We start from the raw sequence: 21,319 nt of genomic DNA, 5'->3' as shown, positions 1-21,319 counted from the left end.
GGAAAGCTTCCCTCTTTTATCTTATCTTTCAGTTCCCTATTTATTATCTACCAATCATTAAAATGGATTATAAAAGCGGTTGCCATCGTAGAAAGTGACGACGAATGACAAAACCGTCAAAAGTAGCACACAGCTGATCGCGACATAATCGATTCGTGTCATCGTCTGTTGATTGTACCACGTCCGCTTTCGTCCGGCACCGAATCCACGGAGATCCATCGCGTTACTGACCGTCTCAATCCGCTCGAGACTCGTAAATAGCAACGGAAGTAAAATCTGAATGCTATTACGTGCCCGTTGCCAAAGGGAACCGTGTGAGACGGCAATCCCCCGTGCTTCCTGAGCATTCGCGATCGTCCGGAAATCAGATTGAACGTCCGGAATATAACGGAGCGCTAAGGAGACCGCAAAGGCAATCTTATACGGAACACCAATCCGATTCAACGAAGAAGCGAACTCCGTCGGATGGGTCGTCACGAGAAACAACACGGCAATCGGAACGATCACACTGTATTTTAAGATTAAATTGAACAGATAAAATAATTGTTCTGCGGTCACCGTAAATCTTCCGATTCCTTCAAGTAAGATGTGACGTGATCCGTAGATCGCTACACCCTGCTCTGGTTCGAACAGATAAACAGCGAGCGCATTGATTAGGACAAAAATTGCTGTAAAGATCAAGACGAACCGAACTTCCCGAAACTGGATACGCGACAAGCGGAATAACACGATACTGACTAACCCCATCACAAGTAAAATGCGTGTATCATAGGTGAACATCGTCGCTGTCGTAAATAACAAGAATCCGATTAGTTTCGTCGTTCCCGTCAAGCGATGAATCGGTGACGTTTTTTCAATATAACCAAGCATTTCTACAGCCATTGTTCCCGCTCCTTTCGCTCCGCCGTAATCACGGACTCGACGAATCGTTCCGGGTCTATATCGAGATATTGAGCTATCGTAAAGAGTGATGTTTGTTTTAAATGGGCGTGATGCAGTAATTGTTCTTGATTCAGCAGTCCAAATGATGTCCCAGCATAACGGATACGCCCAGCTTGCACGAGGCAGACTTGGTCGCTGTATTCTAAGACGAGGTGCATGTCGTGCGTGATGATGAGTAACGTCATCCCGTCCTGCTTCAATCCTTCTAAAAAGTCCATCATATCCGAATAATGCCGGTAATCTTGACCGGCTGTTGGTTCATCGAGAATCAAGATATCCGGTCGTCGAACGAGAATCGAAGCAATCGTCACTCGTTTCTTCTGACCAAAACTCAGTGCTTGAATCGGCCAATTACGAAACGGATATAATCCACAACGACGTAATGTCTGCTCGAGACGCTCGTTTTCTTCCGCTTCACTTAATCCGAGCGCCTGCATCCCGTAGCGGATTTCTTCTTGCACAAGGTGTTTTGAAATCATATGATTTGGGTTTTGCAGGACGAATCCGATCGTTCCTGCTCGCTCTGTGATTGATTGGTTCGTGATATCAGTTCCGTCAAGTAGGATCTGACCACCTGTCGTCCGTTGATAACCACTCAACACTTTCGCAAGGGTGGATTTCCCGGCACCATTCTGACCGACGATCGTCGTCAGTGTTCCTTTTTGAAAAGTCGCCGTCACATTCTCAAGCACCGGTGTTCCTTGACGATAATGAAACGCCAACTGTTCAAGTTCGAGCAACGCAGTAGCGGTTGCAGTCTCTTTTTGAGGCGTTTCCTCTAAACGCTCTAACACGTCCGTCTGATTGAACTGTTTTAAAAAGGGATCGATGCGGCTCGGCTGGTCCACAGGTTCAACAGTCATACCAGCCCAGCGTGCGGCACTGACATAGAGGGGTTCACGCAAGATCGCTTGTTGAAGCACGCCATTGCTTAAGATGACATCCGGATGGTCATCGGCAACGATTTCCCCATCGACCATGACGATGATGCGGTCAAACGGAATGACGAGTACATCCTCGATTCGATGTTCGACGACGATCAGTGTGCGGTTCGTATCACGTTGCAGTCGATCCATAAGCGCCATCGCTTCTTGTCCCGCTACCGGATCGAGATTCGCGAGCGGTTCATCAAACAGTAAGATATCCGCATCTTCGACGAGGACTCCGGCTAATGCCGCCCGCTGTCGTTGTCCGCCTGATAGATCATTCAATCGTGCGTGCAAGAGCGTCTCGACATCCGTCATCCGTGCGACGCGTTCGACGATCTCCTGCATTTCTGGTCGCCTAGTCTGTTTGTTCTCGAGCGCAAAGGCGATGTCTTCGCCAACCGATAAACCAACGAACTGCGCATCTGGATCCTGTAACACCGTGCCAATATGCAACGAACGATCAAATAACGATAACTCCCGGGCATCTTGTCCTTTGATCAGGACCTGTCCTTCCCACGTTCCCGGGTACGAGAACGGAATCAACCCATTGATGCACTGGGCGAGCGTACTTTTTCCTGAACCCGACGGTCCAACGATTAAGATGCGTTCTCCTGCTTGAATCGTTAACTGAATCTGCCGGAGTGTCGGTTCCGACTGACTCCGATATGTAAATGAAAAATCCTGAAATTCAATCACGTTTGTCATGTCTTTCTCCCCCCAAGCCAAATGAGCTATGATCCTGTCGACTCTTCGCACAGGATCATAGCTCATTCGGTCAAACTTCGCGTTTCAAGCTGCCTGCTTTACTTCTTGTTTTGGCATACGTGACGAGTAACAATGTTCCAATGACACCGACTGTCAAGATATTTGATGTCGCAGCGACAGCCCCTTGGACGAAGACTTTATTCGCCGGCTCCGTGTAAATTAAGATATCGAGTACCGGTGCAATGATGATCCAACCGATCGCTTGCACGATGGCTTGTGTCGCATTGAATAAGACGATTTTACGTGTCGTCAATCCGCCTTCTTCTAAGCGAATCCGGTTAGCGATCAGTCCGATGCCAAACCCGACGAAGCCGGAGACGATGACCCAACTCCACCATGGGGAACCATATAAAATCGCATCTTTTAATCCATGACCGATTAAACCAATCAAACCGGCTGTGACCGGTCCGAACAAAACTGCCATGAATGCGAGAAATGCATAGGCTGTCTCGATTGACGTGTTCGGTACGCCTGTCGGAATCGCAGCGAATCGACTTAAAATGATGAATACAGCTGCTCCGATCCCGGTTGCGACGATCTGTTTTGTCGTAAATCCTTTCATGTTCGATCTCCTCCTTTGATGTGTTGTACGGTAACACTCCAGTCATTTCCGATTCCAACTTCAAATGCATGCGCAAACGAACCTTGATTCAAGGCAAGAGCAATCTGATCCAGCGAATTGATGTAAACGACGCCTGAACCGACTGGCACGTCGGCGAACGAATGACCAAAGAGCAGTGTCTGTTCATAGACGATCCGTTCCCGGTACGAAATCGTTACCTTGACCTGGCTACCGATGTCGAGACCCGCCTGACGGACGAGAGCGACCGGAATATTCGTCCAGACATTTCCGAAGCGAACATCGAGAATCTCGACGATACCGGTAACACCGCTGTTCGACGACGAGGCAACTGTCCGGTCGAGCAAGACGATGTCCGCAACAGGTAAAACGGGTCCTACTTCCTCGAAGGTGATGACATGGCTTGATAATCGAGCACCCGTGAAAGCAAAGATATCCCGTCCGTGGAACGTATACGATTCCCCCATCCGCGGTAAGCGATGCCGTTGATCATCGAGTTGTCTCACTTCAGCAATGTATCCGCCTTGCCACAGGTGCGTCAACGTTCCGTTATCCGGTGTGATGATGTATTGATTCGCATGCGTCCGCGCGACGACACTCTTTCGACTTGACCCGACACCTGGATCAACGACAGAAACGAACACCGTTTGCTCCGTCCAGTACGGCACTGTCTGCAGTAACCGATAGGACGCTTCCCAAATGTGAAACGGTGGAATGTCGTGCGTCAAATCAAAAATCCGAATCTCTGGATTGATGCTATGCGCTACCCCGTACATTGCACTCACTGCCCCATCACTCACGCCAAAGTCTGATTGCAATACCAATGCTTCTGCCATCTCGTCATCCTCCTCCTGCGCGAACGTCCCCACAAAAAAGACACCACGCCCTCATCTCTCAGGACGTGATGTCTGATCACGTGGTACCACCTTCGTTCATGGCTCAACTCACGTTCAGCCACCTCTAGGAGTACGAGACTCCATGGAATGCTAACGGTATCCGTCCTACCGGTCGGTTCTACTGATGAACACGGTTCACGTTCTTCCGACTGCTCCGGGACCATCTTCAAATGACGAAATCGTCTCATTTCCAGCAACAGAGACTCTCTATCGATTTCTGATCACTTTACTCTTCCCATCTACGCATGCAGATTTAGTTGTCTGAAAATTTAAATTAATAGTACAACCGTTTCATCCCTGACGCAAGGTTTTTTACTCAGAAATTTTTAAATTCGTCGTCCGGATCGTTCCCCATGGTGACACATCCGCATGGACTTCTAGTGCTTTAGCTTTCTCGTATTGTTTTCCGCTTCCCTGTTCGACATAATACTGCGTCAACTGTGGAATCGACACGTATTGATCGTAATAGTCGCCAGCAACACTTCCGAAGAATCGTTCATTCGAAATCCGGTCGATTTGAGCATAACCGGAAGCATCTGTCTCGAAGCTGACATAAACACGCCCATTTTGAATCGTCGGACCTGGTTTTAAATCCGGATACTGAAGCATCACGTATTCACCGTAAACGGGATCAAACGGATCAAACGGCTCTGCCCGAAAACGGTACGATGTTCCGAACCAGGAGGTCGCAAAAAAGCTGACGATCAACAGACCAACGGCGCACGTCTGCAATACAGGCATTAAATAGTGCTTCATGACGTCACACCTCCTCTACGGCGTAACCACCATAAGACACCGGACAATAGGAAGATGAGGAGCGCACCGATGAGGAAAAACAAAGACATGTTCAAACGATCCCACGCATAGATGACGTATATCGCGAGTTGAACGAGAATGAAATATAGGAAGGCTGGCCAGATGATCGCATGACGACGTTCTTGATACAACAGATACAGTAGCGCGGATAGTTCAACGAGGATGGCGAGTAGAATGGCCTGTTCATCAAGCCACAGGACTCCAACGAATCCAAGCGGAACGATAAACAATAAGGAGCGACGTTTTTGATAGAGGAAAATTCCCAACCCGATGGATACGATAGCTAGCAGAATCGCTTCTGTCATGGATGGTAATGCGGCATTTGATTCCGCACGTATAGACAGATAGACGATCGAACTGATGGCAGCGACGACCAGATAGACCATTTCGACGATCCGACGATTGGACTCCTCACGAACAAGCCAGAGAACTGGAACGAGTAAAAATAGCGTCCAGACCGGCCACAGGAATCCGTCATACGATACGAGGAGAAACAAGGAGAGACCACTGAAGAAGAGAAATAGCCAGCTAAACAAAAGCGATGGCAGACGTTGACTGAAGTAAAACCAACTGAACGACAACACGACCATCAGACCGAACGACGTCCAGTCGAGATAACTCGCCTGTTCTTGACCAAAACCACCAAGACTCGTAAAGATCGTCCATCCGGAAAGGAAGGCGACGACACCGTATGCTTCATGACGCCAAAGCATATAATGCACTAATGCGGCGACAAACATACACCAACTGAGCAGTGATCCTTCCATCGGCAAGTGAAAACTTTGAACAACTACGAGAATCGAGGCGCCAAACGCTAGGATTCCACCGATTCGAAAGACGACCGGATGAAAAATACGACGACGTTCCGAAAGATCCGCCATGATGTAACACATCCACATGAGTGCTACGACAAGTCCGATTTTCCAGCCGATCGGCATCGCTTGCCAGTTGGCAGCTAAAAAGCTGAATACAGCCAAGACGACGAAGGTCCCTCCAACAATCAACAAGAGCGGGAGACGTTGCTTTTCCTTACGATTGTTCTCATAATCGATGATTCGTTTGACGGTTGCTTCGTCCAAAAGCCCCGCTTCACTCCACTCTCTCATCTTGCGTAACTGCTTCACCGTACCCACCTCCTTCGAAGTGTTAGACATTTATTATTTTCCCGTTTTAACCCCGTCTCAAGCCCGGATTCACAAGGATTCCAAGGTATTTGTTCAGTTTGTCACAGAATGGTGATAGACGAAAAAAAGCAAGGAAGACTAGCTTCCTTGCTTTTTATAATCGATGACTTAAACACGGAAACGGGCAACGAGTACCTGTAGCTCTTCTGCCATATCGGATAATGCTTTCGCAGATTGCGAAATCTCTTCCATCGCACTCAACTGCTCTTCTGTCGTCGCTGCGACTTGTTTCGACGCCGACGAATTCTCTTGCGCGATATGGGCGATTTCCGTCGCCGATGCTGATACCTCTTGAACGTTCGCTGCGATTTCCTCAACAGTTGCCGTCACGTCTTCGATTCGTGGTGTCATCTCTTGTGTCCGTTCGAGAATCTTCTGGAATCGTTCTGCTGATGCTTCCGTCGTCGACAAGCCAGCTTTCGTCTGTCCCGAGACTTCCTTCATCATCGTGACCGATTGATCCGTCTCCTGTTTAATGTTTTGAATCAGCTGTGCAATCTGCTTCGTTGAGTCCTGTGACTGCTCTGCTAGTTTCCTTACTTCGCTTGCGACGACGGCAAAGCCTTTTCCGTTTTCGCCTGCGCGTGCTGCTTCGATCGCCGCGTTCAATGCCAATAAGTTCGTTTGTTCGGCAATACCGTTGATGACATCGACGATTTTTCCGATCTCATTCGAACGATGCGCGAGTGAACTGATGACACCACCGAAATTTTGAACGGAGGCATCGATTTCTTTCATCTGCTTAACGTTCTGCAGGACAGCAACCGTTCCGTTCTCAGCTTCTGTTGCCGTTGAACGTGATAGCTCTGAGACGTCCGTTGAGCTCTCAGCGATCCGCATGATGCCGGCTGTAATCGACTGGAGCGAGACTGCGTTCGCATCGAGTTGACGCTTCGATTGATCGGCCCCCGCTGCGACCTGTTGAATCGATCCCGCAATCTGTTCCGATGCGGACGTCGTCTGGGCAGAGTTCGCCATTAATTCCTGCGACGAACCGGCTACTTGTGTGATCGACTGGTCGAGATTGATGATGATCGAGCGGAGTGAATCGACCATGACATTAAAGCTTTGTGCGACCTGTCCGACCTCATCGTTTGATTCAACGATGACCGGTTCCGTCAAATCACCGGATTGAATCCGTTCTGCCCCACGTGTCAAATGACCGAGTGGGCGAAGAATCGAGCGAAGGATGAAGTAAATGAAGACGGCTGCGACGAGTAACATTCCGCCAATGACAGCAAGTGTCGTCCAAAGAATGCTTGATGTCGCATCGGTGATTTCGTGATCGTACAGGGTTCCGGCAACCTTCCACTTCGTCAAATCATTCGTCATGAAGTCCATCTGTTTGCCTTCATTTTCGAATTCATACGAAAATTGTCCAGCTGGATCCGCATAGAGTGGGGCAACCCAGTTCCCTGTCGCTTTTTCACCTGGTTTTAACGTTGGGTGCGTGACGAACTTCTTATTCGAATCGAGAATCGTCACGTAACCTTCCTTACCAATTTTAATCTTTTTCGCGATTTCCGCGATGCGGTCGACATCGACATCAATCGCGACGACACCTCTTCCGTTGCCTGTCGTCTGCGAGAGCGTGACCATCATCTTGTTTGAGGCCGCATCGACGTATGGATCGGTGATGACGACTTTTCCACCTGCTGCTTCCGCTGACTGATACCATGAACGTTCGCGTGGATCATAATCCTCGGGCATGACTTGTTCCGGGAAAATGTTCATATCCCCTTCCGTCGTTGCGAAATAGATGTTCGCTGCCTGCGGATGCATATCGAGATATTCCGTCATTTTTTCTTTTAACGCTGCATTTTGTTTTCCTTTTTGATAAAGCGTTCCGTCAATCCGGTCCGCAAAAAAGGCGACATCGCGTCGCATCGGATCAATGATATTCTGGATCTCATCATTCATTCGATCGACTCCACCATGTGCCGATTGTAGAATTTGCTCCGTCATGGATTGTTTCGCCTGATTGTAGGCGACGAATCCGATCACAAGCGCTGGGATTACTAATAATAGAATCGATGTCAGAATTAATTTTTGTTTGATGCTCATCGTGCGTTTGATCTTTTGTTCCATGTGTCACTCCATTCCCGAGTGCAAGGACTCGCTATTCTACCTTCTTTATCGGAAGAATAGCGAAGAATATTCATAGTAAAAAATAATAATCGTTCATTGATTCACATGAAAAAAAGACGACCCGCATAGAGTCGTCTTCCTTGGTAACGCTTATCCTTATGCTTCTTGATCGCCTTTCCAGTTCATCATACCGCCTTCAACGTTGACGACATCATATCCGTACTGCTCGAGGAAACGACCGACGTTTTCACTCCGTGCGCCCGCTTTACAGATCAAGTAGTAGGTTTCGCCTTCTTGCAGCTCCGTATAGCGTTCGCCGATCTCAGACATCGGAAGGAAGCGGACGTTCGGAATATGTCCTGCATCGTATTCATCCTGCTCCCGAACGTCGACGACGTGTAACGCCTCGCCTGCTTCTAATCGCTCTTGTAACTCGTCTACATGAATCGTTTTCATTTCGTATGACCTCCTGTATGGTTCTGCCGTAAGTGTAGCAAATCTATAATCAAAACAAAACGAAACCGTTTGGTGCGAAGTGTTGAAAAAGCGGATCCGTTTCCGGATCCGCTCATTTCATTATTCTCCTGATGCCTGACGCGTCGACTGACGTGTCTCCTTATGCATTCCCCGTGCATAATAGACAGCAATCAGAATTGCGTACCACAGTGGTCCAACGACCAAAGCGATGCGTGTACTTGCGTCAAATGCCATCAAGACGATGACACCAGCAAGTGCCGCAAGGGCAATATAGTTCGCGACCGGGAAGAACGGAACAGCGAATTCTGCTGAACCGTGTACCTTCCGTGCCCGCATTTGTGCGATCAGAATCATCGCCCACGTCCAAACAGCTCCGAACGTCGCGATACTCGTAACGATCGCAAAGACGTCTTCCGGTAAGAAGTAGTTCAAAGCGACACCGACGAGTAAGGCGACACCTGAAAGAATCGTCGCCAGTGCCGGAACACCGTTTTTCGAGATTTTCGAGAAACGACGTGGCGCTTCACTGTTTTCGGATAAGTTCATCATCATCCGGGCTGTCGAGAAGATACCCGAATTACATGACGAGAGTGCTGCCGTTAAAACAACGAAGTTAATGATGCCGGCTGCTGCCGGAATACCAAGTGAATCAAATAATAATACGAACGGACTACTATTGTTCGCACCAACTTGATCCCACGGATAAATCGATAAAATGACGAAGAGCGCCCCGATATAGAATACTAAAATTCGAAGGAAAACGTTATTGACGGCCTTTCGAATCGTTTTCTTCGGGTTCTTCGCTTCCCCTGCTGTGACCCCAATCACTTCAATTCCTAAGAAGGCAAACATGACCATCTGCATGGCAAGGAGTACTCCACTGAATCCGTTCGGTAAGAATCCACCATGTGACCACAGATTCGAAATCCCAACCGGTGTACCGCCGTTTCCAAGACCAATGACGATCGTCAAAGTTCCTAAGATGATCATGGCGACGATCGCGACGATTTTAATCAACGCAAACCAAAATTCGAATTCACCATAAAATTTAACAGCAATGAAGTTGATGCTTGTCATCAAGACAAGTGCTGCTAGTGCCCATACCCACCCCTGAGAATCCGGGAACCATACTTTCATGTAAATACCGACTGCTGTGATTTCCGCCATACACGTAAAAATCCAGAGTAACCAATAATTCCAACCTGTTAAAAAGCCAGCTAATGGACTGACATACTTCCGGGCATACTCCGCAAAACTACCAGCCACCGGCTCCCGCACTGCAAGCTCCCCAAGTGCTCGCATGATAATGAAAATGATGACACCACCAATCAGATAACCAAGTAAGATCCCTGGTCCTGCTAATTGGATCGCTTTTGCTGACCCTAGGAAGAGTCCGACACCGATTGCCGCCCCCAGCGACATCAGTGTAATGTGACGTTCTTCCAGTCCCCGATTCAACTCTGTCTGTTGTTTCATTTTTACGACGTCCTTCCCGTCTCTGTTTGTTTCTTAGCAGTTCCCCGTACCGCTACGTTGTCAGTATAAAGAAGATGTGTCGATTTTGTAAACGTTTTCATATGATATTTCTTACCAAATCCACATACTCGGAATATTCTGATTACGTTAGCAGTATAAAAAAAGGAACCTCCTGCTACTAAGTAGTATACAGGACGGCTCCTTTCGGAAAGTTACAATTGTTAATCAACTTTAGCAAGTGGCGCGTCTACTGACTCCGACTTACTCGTCAATCGGAAGATTCCATTTAGCAATAATGCTGTTAGCGATCCCGCGACGATCGGGCTGTCCGTCAAGACACGGATTTGTGATGGGAGACCGGCTACGATCTCCGGATTCGTACTGATTCCTAAACCAATTCCGAGCGCGAGTGCCACCGTGATGACGTGTTCGTTCTTCGAAAAATCGACCCGCGACAGAATACGAATCCCGCTCGCTGCGACCGTTCCGAACATGATCAACATTGCCCCACCTAGGACAGGTTTTGGAATCAACGTCGTGAATGTCGCCACTTTTGGTAAGAAGCCGAGCAAGATTAAAAATCCACCCGCAAATAAAATGACTTTACGTGTCTTCACGCCAGTCAACTGAACGAGACCGACGTTTTGGCTATAGGTCGTATACGGGAAACTGTTGAAGATACCACCAACGATCGTCGCGACACCTTCTGCCCGGTAGCCACGTGCTAGATCCTTATCCGTCAAGCGACGATCTGTGATCTCACCGAGTGTCAAGAACACACCTGTCGATTCAACCATCGAGACGAGACCCACGAGCGTCATCGTCAAGATCGCCGTCGCATTGAATGTCGGAACACCGAAGTAGAACGGCGTCACCATTTGGAACCATGATGCTTCCGCCACCGGGCTGAAGTCGATCATCCCCATGCCGAACGCAACGAGTGTACTGATCATTACAGCAATCAAGACGGCTGCTGCTTTTGAGAAGACCGTTCCGTAACGATTCAAGATTAAAATTAAGACGATCGTCAGTCCGGCGAGTCCGAGATAACGTGCGTCACCAAAGTCCTTTACGCCCTGTCCGCCTCCGATGTCATTGATTGCAGCCGGAATCAAGGAAATGCCGATGATCGTCACGACAGAACCGAGGACGACTGGCGGGAACAAGACAGCAATCTTACTAAACCATCCTGAGATGACGAGAATGATCAAACCACTCGCAATCAACGCACCATAAATCGCCGTAATTCCTTGAAGACTACCAATCGCGATCATCGGACCGACTGCGGTGAAGGTACAACCGAGGACGACTGGAAGACCAACGCCTGTATATTTCGTGACGAGCACTTGTAGTAAGGTCGCTACGCCACACATGAAGAGATCAATCGCCACTAAATAAGCGAGTTCTTCTCCCGACAATCCGATCGCACTCCCGACGATCAGCGGAACGACAGCTGCTCCTGTGTACATCGCGAGCACATGCTGAAGTCCAAGACTAGCTGCTTTGAAGTTCGATAGTCTCATACGGTCACCGAGTCAACGAACGTCGCTTTTCCGTCCTTCAACGACTCCACACGAGCGAGTGACTCGACGCGGAACCCGGCTTCGATTAACTTTTGACGTCCCGGTTGGAACGACTTTTCAATGACGATTCCAAAGCCGGCAACTTCCGCACCTGCCTGCTCAACAAGACGAGCAAGACCAAATGCCGCTTCCCCGTTCGCGAGGAAATCGTCGATGATCAAGACACGTTCACCCGGTTGCAGATATTTTTCTGCAACCGTAATCGTACTCGTCTGTTGTTTCGTAAACGAGAAGACTTCAGCTGAAATCGTTCCTTCATTCAAGGTGACGGATTTCGTCTTACGAGCATAGACCATTGGTACCCCTAAACGGAGCGCCGTCATCATTGCCGGGGCAATACCACCTGCTTCGATCGTCAAAATCCGCGTGATACCGGCATCTTGGAAGCGATCCATGAACTCATAGGCGATTTCCCACATCAAGGTCGGGTCGACCTGGTGGTTTAAAAAGGCATCCACTTTCAATACTTGATCCGATAAGACGATTCCCTCTTGATTAATCATGTCGTGTAGACGTTTCATACATGCATTCTCCTCTTTAAAAACGAAAAAACGTACAGCCGCTACCCGGGGGCAGCCACTGTACGCCAAAAAAGAGAGCAGTAACTCACCACCCGTAGTCGGACCGTTACGGCGATCCGGTAGAGACTCGTGGGCCAATTCCCACTATTATACGAGCGTTGCTATACGTTTACGTTTCGTGATTTTCGTGATGTGTACCATTGTACGGGGTTTAGCGAAAAAGTAAAGACTTTTTCACACCGTGCTTAGGCTTGGCGTTCTTCGACCGCTTGTGCTGCCGTGATGATCGCGAGTTTGTAAACATCCTCTTCGTTACAACCGCGTGAAAGATCGTTGACCGGTTTGTTCAACCCTTGAAGGATCGGACCGATTGCTTCGAATCCACCAAGACGTTGTGCGATTTTGTAGCCAATGTTTCCAGCTTCAAGACTTGGGAAGATGAAGACGTTCGCTTGACCTGCGACATCTGATTCTGGTGCTTTTGATTTCGCGACGCTTGGAACGAATGCTGCATCGAATTGGAGTTCGCCATCGATTGCAAGCTCTGGTGCACGTTCTTTAGCAATGCGAGTTGCTTCAACGACGCGCTCTGTCTCTGGTGATTTTGCTGAACCTTTTGTCGAGAAGCTGAGCAATGCTACTTTCGGGTCGATCCCGAATGTTTTTGCTGTTTTCGCAGATGCGATCGCATTCTCTGCTAGATCGTTTGCATCTGGTGCGATGTTGATTGCGCAGTCCGCGAAGACGTATTGCTCATCGTCACGTACCATAATGAAGACGCCTGATGTTTTTTTATAGCCTTCTTGCATTTTGATGATTTGAAGTGCTGGACGAACTGTATCGCCTGTTGCGTGCATCGCACCCGATACAAGACCTTCTGCTTGCCCTGTATGAACGAGCATCGTACCGAACGTGTTCACGTCTTTTAAGATGACAGCACGTGCTTGCTCTTCTGTTGCTTTCCCTTTACGACGCTCAACGAACGATGCGACAAGCTCATCGATTCCAGCGTAAGAAGCAGGATCGATCGTATCAAGTCCCGTGACATCGATTCCGTTCGCTGCTGCTGTTTCTTCGATTTGTACACGTGGTCCGATGACGACCGGTGTGACGAGACCGTCTTTCTTCAAACGGACAGCTGCGCCAAGAACACGCGCGTCGATTCCTTCTGGGAAGACGATTTTTGGTTGGTGCGCTTTAATCTTTTGTTCTAACATATCGAATAATTGCATGAGTTTCTCTCCTTTTTAGGTAAACACGACGTCGTCGATTTGATCGATTTTCTTTTCCATCGTTTATTATACACAGTTCTCAATCGTTGTTAAAACAATTTGCAAAAAAGTTATCTAACAAAAGCACTGAAGCCATATTCACTGACTATTACAGTCATTTTTAAGAATGGTACAGAGACTATTTCCAAGCAAAGTAATCTCCACTTCCCCTTTTACCCACTCTCTGCTTTTTTCATGTGTTACGATCTCATGGACAAAGACCTTTTCGGGCGAAGCGTTTCAGTAGAATGTGATAAGATAGGATATGGAAAAAGACAATTTATTTCAGACTCAGGAGGTCATCCCATGCAACACCAAACATCTGAACCGACTGCTACGCAACAAGCCGCTGAAACACTCGACGGCTGGTATACATTACATGATTTCCGCCGGATCGATTGGTCACGCTTGAAACAAGTCGACGCGACAGACCGTGCGCGCATGATTGAAGAATTCCAAGCTTTCCTCTCAGAGCTTTCTGGTGTCGAAGCGGCAAAAGACGGAAGCCACGCACTTTACACGATCATCGGTCAAAAAGCCGATCTCGTCTTGATGGTTCTTCGTCCAACGATGGAACAAATTCAAGACGTCGAAGTCAAAATGCAGAAACTTGATCTCTATGATTACTTGATCCCGACGTATTCTTACGTCTCTGTCGTCGAACTCGGTACGTACCGTGGTTCAGGCGAAGGAAACCCATACGAGAACCCTTACGTGCGTGATCGTCTCTATCCAATCTTGCCGCAAGCGAAGCACATCTGCTTCTATCCGATGAGCAAGTCACGTCGCGATGGCGACAACTGGTACACGCTCTCAATGGAGAAACGAAAAGAGCTCATGTATCGTCACGGTATGATCGGTCGAAGTTATGCTGGGAAAATTCAGCAAATCATCGGTGGATCAACTGGATTTGACGATTGGGAATGGGGCGTTACGCTCTTCTCAGACGACATTCTCCAGTTCAAGAAAATCGTCTATGAAATGCGTTTTGACGAAGTCAGCGCGAAGTACGGTGAGTTTGGTGAGTTCTTCATCGGGAACCGTCTCGAAAGTGAACAATTAAATACTCATTTTGCACTTTAATGTGTTGAATGACGTTTGATTGAAATATCTCATGGGAATATACTCCTTGCGGCTATAAAACAGTAAGTTGAATGACGTAAGGAGGAATTACCATGGGGAATGCTATGAACCGATCGACACGGTCGCGTGAATTGCAATTCGCTGTGCTTTCAAAAGAGCTGAAACCGGTTGCAGATCGCGTACTGGATCGCTATGAGCAAGCATTATCGAAGCTAAACAAAACTCAAACGACAAAACGATGAATTCGTTTTGATACCTACGCCTACTCCATCGCGAGTAGGCGTTTTTCGTATAAAAAAAAGACCGTTCTTCTTCATGACGGAAGAAAAACGGTCAATCCTCATAAGCCTTTGTAGGCACCAATCGCGACAAAGATCCATGCAGCGATGAATAAGACGCCACCAATCGGTGTGATAGCTCCCAGTTTTGTTACGTTCGTCAATGCCATGACGTACAGACTACCGGAGAAGAAGACGATTCCGGCAAGCATCAGCCATGCAGCCAATGACCATTGCGGGATCGATGCTTTTAATAAGAGTCCCCCGAGTGCTAGGATACCGAGCGAGTGTACCATCTGGTAAAGTACGCCTGTCTGCCAGTTCGCGAGCATCCGTTCCGTCAACATATCTTTTAAGGCGTGTGCACCGAATGCACCGAGTGCGACCGATAACATCATCGAGATCGCGCCAATCATAATGAAAACTTTCATGCTTATTCTCCCCCTAACCGTCGTGCTGGTAAATTCCATTCATAATAATACGATAGCATACGTAAAACAGTGATGAGTCCGAGCAATGTGAACAAATGTAGAGGATTCGTCAATTGGAAACGATCAATCACAAGTGCTGCCATGACGGCCCACATCGCATAGATCTCTTTATGCAAGACGAGTGGTTTCCGACCAGCGAGTAAATCGCGAATCACTCCACCACCAACACCAGTCAGTACAGCAGCCGAAATCGTTGCTGACAATGGCAGTCCTTTTGCTGTCGCCATCAAAGCACCTTGAATCGCAAACGCAGACAATCCGAGCGCATCCGCGAGGACGCCCCAACGTGTCCAGTGCGGCAAGAACAACTGGGGCAACATGAAGATCAACAACGCAACGAGAATCGCGACTAAAAAGAGACCACCTTGCGACCAGAGAGCGGATACCGGTACACCAATCAGTAAATTACGAATGGCACCACCGCCGAATGCTGTGATCAAAGCAAGTAACCAGACACCGAATAAATCATATTTTTCTTCCATCGCAACAATCGCACCACTCATCGCAAAAGCGACCGTGCCGATGATATTCAATAAGTCCCAGGACATGCGCACATTTCACCTTTCTACAAAGAAATTCCAATACTTACTATACTCTCTTTTTAGTTTCCGTAAAGCATTAATTTTCTGTCACCGTTTCGACCGTTTGCGAGTGACGTTTTTAGGTAAAGTAACCTATACTGAAACAAACTGTACAGGAAGCTAGGTGACCGTATGAAACGTTGGGCGCTTTATCGCATCGTCGTCATCGTGACGATGTTCGCACGTTACATCTTTACGATCTATCGATTCACCCGGAAAAACCGGCCAGGTACGAACAACGAAGAGTTTGAGCGCATCATGATCCGGATTGCGCGTGACTATAAGAAAAAAGCATTACGGTTAGAAGGGTTGCTGATCAAGCTCGGTCAGTTCTTATCGATTCGAGCCGATCTATTTCCTCCATCCGTCTTGATGGAACTGACCGAACTCGTCGATAAAGTTCCTTCTAGCAAACTCGGTGAGTCACGAAAGATCATCGAAGAGGATTGGGGGATGCCGATCGAAGAGATCATCTCGGATATCAGTTCCCGTCCTGTCGCTTCTGCCTCGATTGGTGAGGTGTACAGCGGAACCTTAAAATCAAATGGTAAAAAAGTTGCGATCAAAGTTCAGCGACCGAACATCGAACAAATCATCAAAACCGATTTCCGTGCCATGCGCATCGTCATTGCCATGTTACGCCGGACTTCATTAAACAAATCGACTGATTTACAAAGTCTGTATCGCCAAATGGTCTTCGTCATCGGTGATGAATTGAATTACCGAACTGAATTAAAAAACGGTTTCTACTTTAAAAAAATGTATGAGACGAATCCTGTCATCTATATTCCGAGTTATTATGAAGAACATTGTACGAATCGTGTGCTCGTCATGGAATGGATTGACGGGACACGTATCACCGATCTCGATTATTTAGCGGAACATCAGATTGATCGTGACGAACTAGCGCGTAATCTCTTCTTGAACGCTGGTGAGCAATTACTGTTCGGCGGGAAATTTCACGCCGACCCACACCCGGGCAACGTCCTCGTCCAGTCTGACGGCAAAATCGTCTTGCTTGATTTTGGGATGATTGGAGCGACAACGCCTGATGACATGCGAGCGATTCAACGAATCCTCCAATCCTTCGTCACATTAGATTATGATGCAATCGTCGATGGTCTCGAAGATTTACGATTCCTGTTGCCGAATGCGAATAAGCAAAACATCCGACAAGCAATTGAAAAAGCGGTCACGTTCTATCTCGAGAGTGATATGGAAAACGTCGATACGAAACTGATTGAGAAGGTCTTATCCGATATCGAATTGCTCGTCCGAAACGAACCGATCCAGCTCCCTGCCGAGTTTGCTTTCTTCGGTCGTGCTGCCTCGACGATTCTTGGGATTCTTCAGATTCTTTCACCGCAAATCAACCTACTCGAGTTAGCCAAACCAATGGTTCGGCGTTGGCTCGATGATGAAGGAAAAAACCAAAATCGTTACCTCCAGATTGCCGGCTCTTACGGTGCGCGATTGCTCGCCTTCCCGCGTCTTGTCAACGACGCTCTCAGCGAACCGACACGTTGGCGGATCATGGAGCAACAAAAGTTCTCTCGTGTCGCGAATATCGAGTCACTCAAAATCCGGCAGTGGACGAGTTCACTCGTCGGGATCATCAGTCTGCCTTTTAGTTATCTCGGCTATTATTTTACGCAGTACGACGTCATGGGCATTTCCTTGACGATCGCCGTCATCGCATTATGGAATGGTCGACGGATCGGACGACAAATCGTCCGGATCGCTGATGAACCGTTTCGTTAAATAGAACGACAATATGCGTCCACTTCGGTGGACGTTTTTTTATTTCAGAATAATTCCTCTTCGCGCTTCGAGGTTTTTCCTCGCGTCTCGCGGGGTACAGCTTCAAGTAGAGAGATAACAGTAAGGAGAGGTGAAACACTTGATTGATATTTTAATTGCCATCGTTCCTGCATTAATGTGGGGATCGTTGCCGCTCGTCGTCTCGAAAATCGGAGGTTCAACGGCGCAACAAATTATCGGTACGACTCTGGGTGCATTGCTTTTCGCGATCGTCACCTTCTTTTTTGTCAGCCCAGAGATGTCGACGACTGCTTGGGTCGCCGGATTCTTTTCTGGTGCCTTCTGGGCGCTCGGTCAAAAAAATCAATTTGCCGCATTCCGTCAAATGGGTGTCTCAAAGACGATGCCAATCTCAACAGGGATGCAACTCGTCGGAACATCGTTGTTCGGTGTTCTCGCTTTTGGAGAGTGGTCAACGACAACTGCGTTGATTCTCGGAATCGGTGCCCTTGTATTGATCATTGCCGGAGCAGCTTTCACGTCTTACAAGGAAGATAAGAGTAAACAAGATGAGAATATCGGAAAAGGACTGACGCTCCTCCTCATCTCGACTGTCGGGTATGTCGGCTACGTCGTCATTGCCCGTTGGTTCGATATCAACGGATGGGAAGCAGTCTTACCACAAGCTGTCGGGATGGTCGTGAGTGCGATTCTGCTTTCTTTACGAGAAGGAGATCTCTTTACAAAGAAAACAGCGGGCAATACTATCGGTGGACTCATGTGGGCTGTCGGGAACGTCGCTTTACTGTTTGCCACAGCAAAAGTCGGAGTCGCAACGAGCTTCTCCTTATCTCAAACTGGGGTCGTCATCTCAACGATTGGCGGTGTCCTCTTACTAAAAGAGACGAAGACAAAGAAAGAAATGACCTTCGTCATCATCGGTTGTATTTTAGTCGTTGCCGGCGGAATCATGATCGGATTTACGAAACAATAATGAAGGAGTGAAGCATCATGTATGAAAGTTTAAAGGGAAAAGTAGCCATCGTAACAGGTGGATCAATGGGAATCGGTGAAGCCATCGTTCGTCGTTATGCAGAAGAAGGTATGCGTGTCGTCATCAACTATCGCAGTCATCCGGAAGAAGCGAAAAAAATCGCTGAATCGATTCAAGAACAGGGCGGCGAAGCCATTACAATCCAAGGGGATGTTTCGAAGGAAGACGATATGATCAACCTCGTCAAGGAGACTGTTGATCATTTTGGTCAATTGGACGTTTTCGTCAATAATGCGGGAATCGAAATGCCGTCAGCATCCCATGAGATGTCACTCGAAGATTGGCAAAAAGTCATCGACGTCAACTTAACAGGGGCTTTCCTCGGGGCGCGAGAAGCTCTGAAGTACTTCGTCAAACATGATGTCAAAGGCAGTATCATCAATATGTCGAGCGTGCATGAAATCATTCCATGGCCGACGTTTGTTCACTACGCCGCGAGTAAAGGTGGCGTCAAATTGATGACACAAACGCTTGCGATGGAATATGCACCAAAAGGAATTCGGGTCAATGCGATTGGACCTGGTGCGATCAATACACCAATTAACGCTGAAAAATTCGAAGATCCAGAACAACGAAAAGAAGTCGAGAGCATGATTCCAATGGGCAATATCGGAAAACCCGAGGAGATTTCAGCCGTTGCCGCATGGCTTGCGTCGGACGAAGCGAGTTATGTCACTGGTATCACACTCTTTGCGGACGGCGGGATGACACTTTATCCATCGTTCCAAGCAGGACGCGGTTAACCTATTTTGAATAGACAAGGAGAGAACCGCTCATGGCCACTTTTTTCTCATTGATCCGTCGCGGTAATAAGTCAGCACTTGCTGCTGCTGTCGTCAACACGATCATTGCTATCATCAAGTTCGTCGCTTATATCTTGACCGGGAACGTTGCAATGTTCGCTGAAATGATGCATACGATCGGTGACGCGGCGAATCAGTTTTTCGTCTATATCGGTTCTGCTCTCAGTAAAAAAGCACCAACGAAACGATTCCCGAACGGATTCGGTCGGCTTGTTAACCTCGTGTTACTTGCTGCAATCATCGTCGTCGCCCTCCTTGCGTATGAGACGATTCGTGAAGGCATCTTGCATATCACACACGGTCCTGGCGAAGAGACGACTGGGCTTTGGATCATTTTGACGGCACTTGGAATTGGTGTCGTCCTCGAAGTCGGCGTCTTTTATAAAGCAATGATCGAGATTGCTCATGAAACCGGGCTTAAATCCCGAGGATTGACGCTTGTCGGACAAAGCTTCACCCATCTTGGGCAGGCAAAACCAGCGACACGCCTTGTCTTCATGGAAGACCTTGTTGCGACTCTCGGTGGTATCATCGCGATCATCGCCGTTCTGATTTCGCATTACACATCGTTTTATCAAGCAGAGGGCATTGCATCGATTTTGATTGGTCTGATGATGTTCTACGTCGTTTATAATGTCTTTATTCAAAATGCTGCCGGTGCACTCGGTGAGATTGATGAAGTATTGACTGCTAAAATCGGTGAAATCCTATTACGTGATGAAGCGGTTCGTGATATTGAAAAGCTTGAAGTCATCAAAGAAGGCGATCACTTCCATGTCGAGACAGAGATTGAAGTGGATCCTAACTTAACGATTGCCCAAGCGGACGACATCAAGGATCGACTGGAGCTACAAATTCGAATTCTTAAAGGGGTCACCGATGTCACGATCTCCTTTGATGAAGATGATAAAGTACAGCAGTATCAATCTCCCTCACCACCTGTAGAATAAACAAAAAGCCATCGAAATCGATGGCTTTTTGTGTGCGCTTATCAGCGTGCAGCGCGAACGAATCCGGCTTCTTCTGCTTCTTTTTCCGTACAGAACCGTTGCTCTGGCTTCACTTCATCGTAGGACTGACCTCCCGGTACATGGTAGATTTTTTTACCCGACCGATTGATGTTGCCTTTGATGTCGCAGGATTTCGTTTCTGTAATCGCTTGAGCGTCGAAGCCACGATTCGTGACGTAGCCATCGTGCTCCCAAATCTTTTTCTTCGCCTGCTTGGCTTCCTGTTCAATCTGTTCGAACATATCGACATAACGTGTGTCCGGCTCATAGACGAACGCTACACGCGCGAGTCCTTTTCGAAGTAACTCCTGATTCAACATCTTGTCGCCGTACCAGACGTATGCGAGTAATCTTCCGTATCGATCAGTACGGGAATGATCACGCTCCAACCGAATCGCTGTCCCGCTCGGTAAGGTCTCTTTCGTAAATGCTGAAGCTTCCGTTCCATATGGTTGAATCGGTGTATTCGGTTTGACGGTTTCCGGTGTATCAACGAGCAGTAAACGAACGTCCTCCGTTTTCCCATCCGCCAACTTTACTTTTAACGTATCTCCATCAATGACGCGCTCGACCGTCGCCTTTGTAACCTTCTCGTCATCCGGTTGCTTGATGCCAAGCAAGTCTGTCTCCTCTGGTGCACAACCGATGAGAACGAATAGAAAAAGTAGACTCATCATGGCGTATCGTCTCACTTCTGTTTCGCTCCTTTCCATGAAAATACGGATTCGGT

Annotated in this window: 21 protein-coding genes and 1 riboswitch; of the genes, 6 read left to right on the top strand and 15 right to left on the bottom strand. The window is 47.8% G+C overall.

Annotated elements, in window-relative coordinates; all coding sequences use genetic code 11:
- Positions 1–57 precede the first annotated feature (57 nt).
- The 12 genes from K7G97_RS01415 to pta all read right to left on the bottom strand — a co-directional run bounded on the left by K7G97_RS01415 (position 58) and on the right by pta (position 13,489).
- Positions 58–882 carry an energy-coupling factor transporter transmembrane component T family protein gene (locus tag K7G97_RS01415; protein ID WP_223041165.1) on the bottom strand — a complete coding sequence of 275 codons (825 nt, stop codon included), beginning with the start codon at positions 880–882 and terminating at the stop codon, positions 58–60.
- Positions 873–2,576 (bottom strand): energy-coupling factor transporter ATPase, encoded by a 1,704-nt coding sequence (locus K7G97_RS01410; protein ID WP_223041164.1) that lies wholly within the window; start codon positions 2,574–2,576, stop codon positions 873–875. Before K7G97_RS01410 ends, K7G97_RS01415 begins: the two co-directional genes overlap by 10 nt.
- Positions 2,577–2,646: 70 nt before the next feature.
- Entirely contained in the window at positions 2,647–3,198 is a 552-nt protein-coding gene (locus K7G97_RS01405) for an ECF-type riboflavin transporter substrate-binding protein (protein WP_056064409.1), read from the bottom strand.
- Positions 3,195–4,052 (bottom strand): SAM hydrolase/SAM-dependent halogenase family protein, encoded by an 858-nt coding sequence (locus K7G97_RS01400; RefSeq protein ID WP_223041163.1) that lies wholly within the window; start codon positions 4,050–4,052, stop codon positions 3,195–3,197. Before K7G97_RS01400 ends, K7G97_RS01405 begins: the two co-directional genes overlap by 4 nt.
- A 372-nt stretch (positions 4,053–4,424) precedes the next feature.
- Complete coding sequence (locus K7G97_RS01395; protein ID WP_223041162.1) at positions 4,425–4,868, bottom strand: GDYXXLXY domain-containing protein; 444 nt, start codon at positions 4,866–4,868, stop codon at positions 4,425–4,427.
- The gene (locus K7G97_RS01390) at positions 4,865–6,052 is read right to left on the bottom strand and encodes a DUF2157 domain-containing protein (protein ID WP_223041161.1); all 1,188 of its coding nucleotides are present in this window, start codon (positions 6,050–6,052) and stop codon (positions 4,865–4,867) included. The genes K7G97_RS01395 and K7G97_RS01390 overlap by 4 nt, the downstream gene beginning before the upstream one ends.
- A gap of 168 nt (positions 6,053–6,220) precedes the next feature.
- Positions 6,221–8,200 carry a methyl-accepting chemotaxis protein gene (locus K7G97_RS01385; RefSeq protein WP_223041160.1) on the bottom strand — a complete coding sequence of 660 codons (1,980 nt, stop codon included), beginning with the start codon at positions 8,198–8,200 and terminating at the stop codon, positions 6,221–6,223.
- A gap of 156 nt (positions 8,201–8,356) precedes the next feature.
- A complete protein-coding gene (locus tag K7G97_RS01380) occupies positions 8,357–8,656 on the bottom strand; it encodes a rhodanese-like domain-containing protein (RefSeq protein WP_223041159.1) in 300 nt (99 codons plus the stop codon).
- A gap of 120 nt (positions 8,657–8,776) precedes the next feature.
- Positions 8,777–10,153: an amino acid permease gene (locus K7G97_RS01375; RefSeq protein ID WP_223041158.1), complete on the bottom strand. Its 1,377-nt coding sequence runs from the start codon at positions 10,151–10,153 to the stop codon at positions 8,777–8,779.
- Between the two features lie 221 nt (positions 10,154–10,374).
- A complete protein-coding gene (locus tag K7G97_RS01370) occupies positions 10,375–11,676 on the bottom strand; it encodes a nucleobase:cation symporter-2 family protein (RefSeq protein WP_214724838.1) in 1,302 nt (433 codons plus the stop codon).
- Positions 11,673–12,257 (bottom strand): xanthine phosphoribosyltransferase, encoded by a 585-nt coding sequence (locus tag K7G97_RS01365; RefSeq protein WP_023466757.1) that lies wholly within the window; start codon positions 12,255–12,257, stop codon positions 11,673–11,675. Before K7G97_RS01365 ends, K7G97_RS01370 begins: the two co-directional genes overlap by 4 nt.
- Positions 12,258–12,332: 75 nt before the next feature.
- Positions 12,333–12,432: riboswitch (purine riboswitch) on the bottom strand.
- A gap of 70 nt (positions 12,433–12,502) precedes the next feature.
- Positions 12,503–13,489, bottom strand: coding sequence for a phosphate acetyltransferase (gene pta / locus K7G97_RS01360; RefSeq protein WP_035399200.1), 987 nt, complete (start codon positions 13,487–13,489; stop codon positions 12,503–12,505).
- A gap of 345 nt (positions 13,490–13,834) precedes the next feature.
- On the opposite strand from pta, the gene hemQ reads away from it, so the two are divergent.
- Positions 13,835–14,611 carry a hydrogen peroxide-dependent heme synthase gene (gene hemQ / locus K7G97_RS01355; protein WP_023466755.1) on the top strand — a complete coding sequence of 259 codons (777 nt, stop codon included), beginning with the start codon at positions 13,835–13,837 and terminating at the stop codon, positions 14,609–14,611.
- 92 nt (positions 14,612–14,703) lie between these two features.
- Positions 14,704–14,853 (top strand): hypothetical protein, encoded by a 150-nt coding sequence (locus K7G97_RS01350; RefSeq protein ID WP_023466754.1) that lies wholly within the window; start codon positions 14,704–14,706, stop codon positions 14,851–14,853.
- Positions 14,854–14,951: 98 nt separating this feature from the next.
- Here the strand turns inward: K7G97_RS01350 and K7G97_RS01345 are convergent, their stop codons facing one another.
- Both K7G97_RS01345 and K7G97_RS01340 read right to left on the bottom strand, forming a co-directional pair.
- Entirely contained in the window at positions 14,952–15,320 is a 369-nt protein-coding gene (locus K7G97_RS01345; RefSeq protein ID WP_023466753.1) for a DUF423 domain-containing protein, read from the bottom strand.
- A 2-nt stretch (positions 15,321–15,322) separates the two neighbouring features.
- Complete coding sequence (locus K7G97_RS01340; RefSeq protein WP_023466752.1) at positions 15,323–15,928, bottom strand: trimeric intracellular cation channel family protein; 606 nt, start codon at positions 15,926–15,928, stop codon at positions 15,323–15,325.
- 165 nt (positions 15,929–16,093) lie between these two features.
- On the opposite strand from K7G97_RS01340, the gene K7G97_RS01335 reads away from it, so the two are divergent.
- From K7G97_RS01335 to K7G97_RS01320, 4 genes are all read left to right on the top strand, one after another.
- Entirely contained in the window at positions 16,094–17,722 is a 1,629-nt protein-coding gene (locus K7G97_RS01335) for an ABC1 kinase family protein (protein WP_223041157.1), read from the top strand.
- Between the two features lie 142 nt (positions 17,723–17,864).
- Entirely contained in the window at positions 17,865–18,716 is an 852-nt protein-coding gene (locus tag K7G97_RS01330) for a GRP family sugar transporter (RefSeq protein ID WP_223041964.1), read from the top strand.
- A gap of 17 nt (positions 18,717–18,733) precedes the next feature.
- A complete protein-coding gene (locus tag K7G97_RS01325) occupies positions 18,734–19,519 on the top strand; it encodes a glucose 1-dehydrogenase (protein ID WP_223041156.1) in 786 nt (261 codons plus the stop codon).
- 32 nt (positions 19,520–19,551) lie between these two features.
- Positions 19,552–20,529 (top strand): cation diffusion facilitator family transporter, encoded by a 978-nt coding sequence (locus K7G97_RS01320; RefSeq protein WP_029343175.1) that lies wholly within the window; start codon positions 19,552–19,554, stop codon positions 20,527–20,529.
- Between the two features lie 41 nt (positions 20,530–20,570).
- Here K7G97_RS01320 and K7G97_RS01315 read toward each other — a convergent pair whose 3' ends face one another.
- Complete coding sequence (locus tag K7G97_RS01315; protein WP_262415779.1) at positions 20,571–21,266, bottom strand: thermonuclease family protein; 696 nt, start codon at positions 21,264–21,266, stop codon at positions 20,571–20,573.
- Positions 21,267–21,319 lie beyond the last annotated feature (53 nt).

Origin of the sequence: Exiguobacterium acetylicum (assembly GCF_019890935.1) — a bacterium.
Taxonomy (GTDB): domain Bacteria; phylum Bacillota; class Bacilli; order Exiguobacteriales; family Exiguobacteriaceae; genus Exiguobacterium_A; species Exiguobacterium_A abrahamii.
The sequence above is the reverse complement of the archived record's forward strand: the minus strand, read 5'-3'. Positions and strand labels throughout refer to the sequence as shown.

Bases quoted from the DNA above. Each gene is read 5' to 3' on its own strand.
- K7G97_RS01415 (WP_223041165.1), bottom strand. From the start codon at position 882: ATGGCTGTAGAAATGCTTGGTTATATTGAAAAAACGTCACCGATTCAT.
- K7G97_RS01410 (WP_223041164.1), bottom strand. From the start codon at position 2,576: ATGACAAACGTGATTGAATTTCAGGATTTTTCATTTACATATCGGAGT.
- K7G97_RS01405 (WP_056064409.1), bottom strand. From the start codon at position 3,198: ATGAAAGGATTTACGACAAAACAGATCGTCGCAACCGGGATCGGAGCA.
- K7G97_RS01400 (WP_223041163.1), bottom strand. From the start codon at position 4,052: ATGGCAGAAGCATTGGTATTGCAATCAGACTTTGGCGTGAGTGATGGG.
- K7G97_RS01395 (WP_223041162.1), bottom strand. From the start codon at position 4,868: ATGAAGCACTATTTAATGCCTGTATTGCAGACGTGCGCCGTTGGTCTG.
- K7G97_RS01385 (WP_223041160.1), bottom strand. From the start codon at position 8,200: ATGGAACAAAAGATCAAACGCACGATGAGCATCAAACAAAAATTAATT.
- K7G97_RS01380 (WP_223041159.1), bottom strand. From the start codon at position 8,656: ATGAAAACGATTCATGTAGACGAGTTACAAGAGCGATTAGAAGCAGGC.
- K7G97_RS01375 (WP_223041158.1), bottom strand. From the start codon at position 10,153: ATGAAACAACAGACAGAGTTGAATCGGGGACTGGAAGAACGTCACATT.
- K7G97_RS01370 (WP_214724838.1), bottom strand. From the start codon at position 11,676: ATGAGACTATCGAACTTCAAAGCAGCTAGTCTTGGACTTCAGCATGTG.
- K7G97_RS01365 (WP_023466757.1), bottom strand. From the start codon at position 12,257: ATGAAACGTCTACACGACATGATTAATCAAGAGGGAATCGTCTTATCG.
- pta (WP_035399200.1), bottom strand. From the start codon at position 13,489: ATGCAATTATTCGATATGTTAGAACAAAAGATTAAAGCGCACCAACCA.
- hemQ (WP_023466755.1), top strand. From the start codon at position 13,835: ATGCAACACCAAACATCTGAACCGACTGCTACGCAACAAGCCGCTGAA.
- K7G97_RS01350 (WP_023466754.1), top strand. From the start codon at position 14,704: ATGGGGAATGCTATGAACCGATCGACACGGTCGCGTGAATTGCAATTC.
- K7G97_RS01345 (WP_023466753.1), bottom strand. From the start codon at position 15,320: ATGAAAGTTTTCATTATGATTGGCGCGATCTCGATGATGTTATCGGTC.
- K7G97_RS01340 (WP_023466752.1), bottom strand. From the start codon at position 15,928: ATGTCCTGGGACTTATTGAATATCATCGGCACGGTCGCTTTTGCGATG.
- K7G97_RS01335 (WP_223041157.1), top strand. From the start codon at position 16,094: ATGAAACGTTGGGCGCTTTATCGCATCGTCGTCATCGTGACGATGTTC.
- K7G97_RS01325 (WP_223041156.1), top strand. From the start codon at position 18,734: ATGTATGAAAGTTTAAAGGGAAAAGTAGCCATCGTAACAGGTGGATCA.
- K7G97_RS01320 (WP_029343175.1), top strand. From the start codon at position 19,552: ATGGCCACTTTTTTCTCATTGATCCGTCGCGGTAATAAGTCAGCACTT.
- K7G97_RS01315 (WP_262415779.1), bottom strand. From the start codon at position 21,266: ATGATGAGTCTACTTTTTCTATTCGTTCTCATCGGTTGTGCACCAGAG.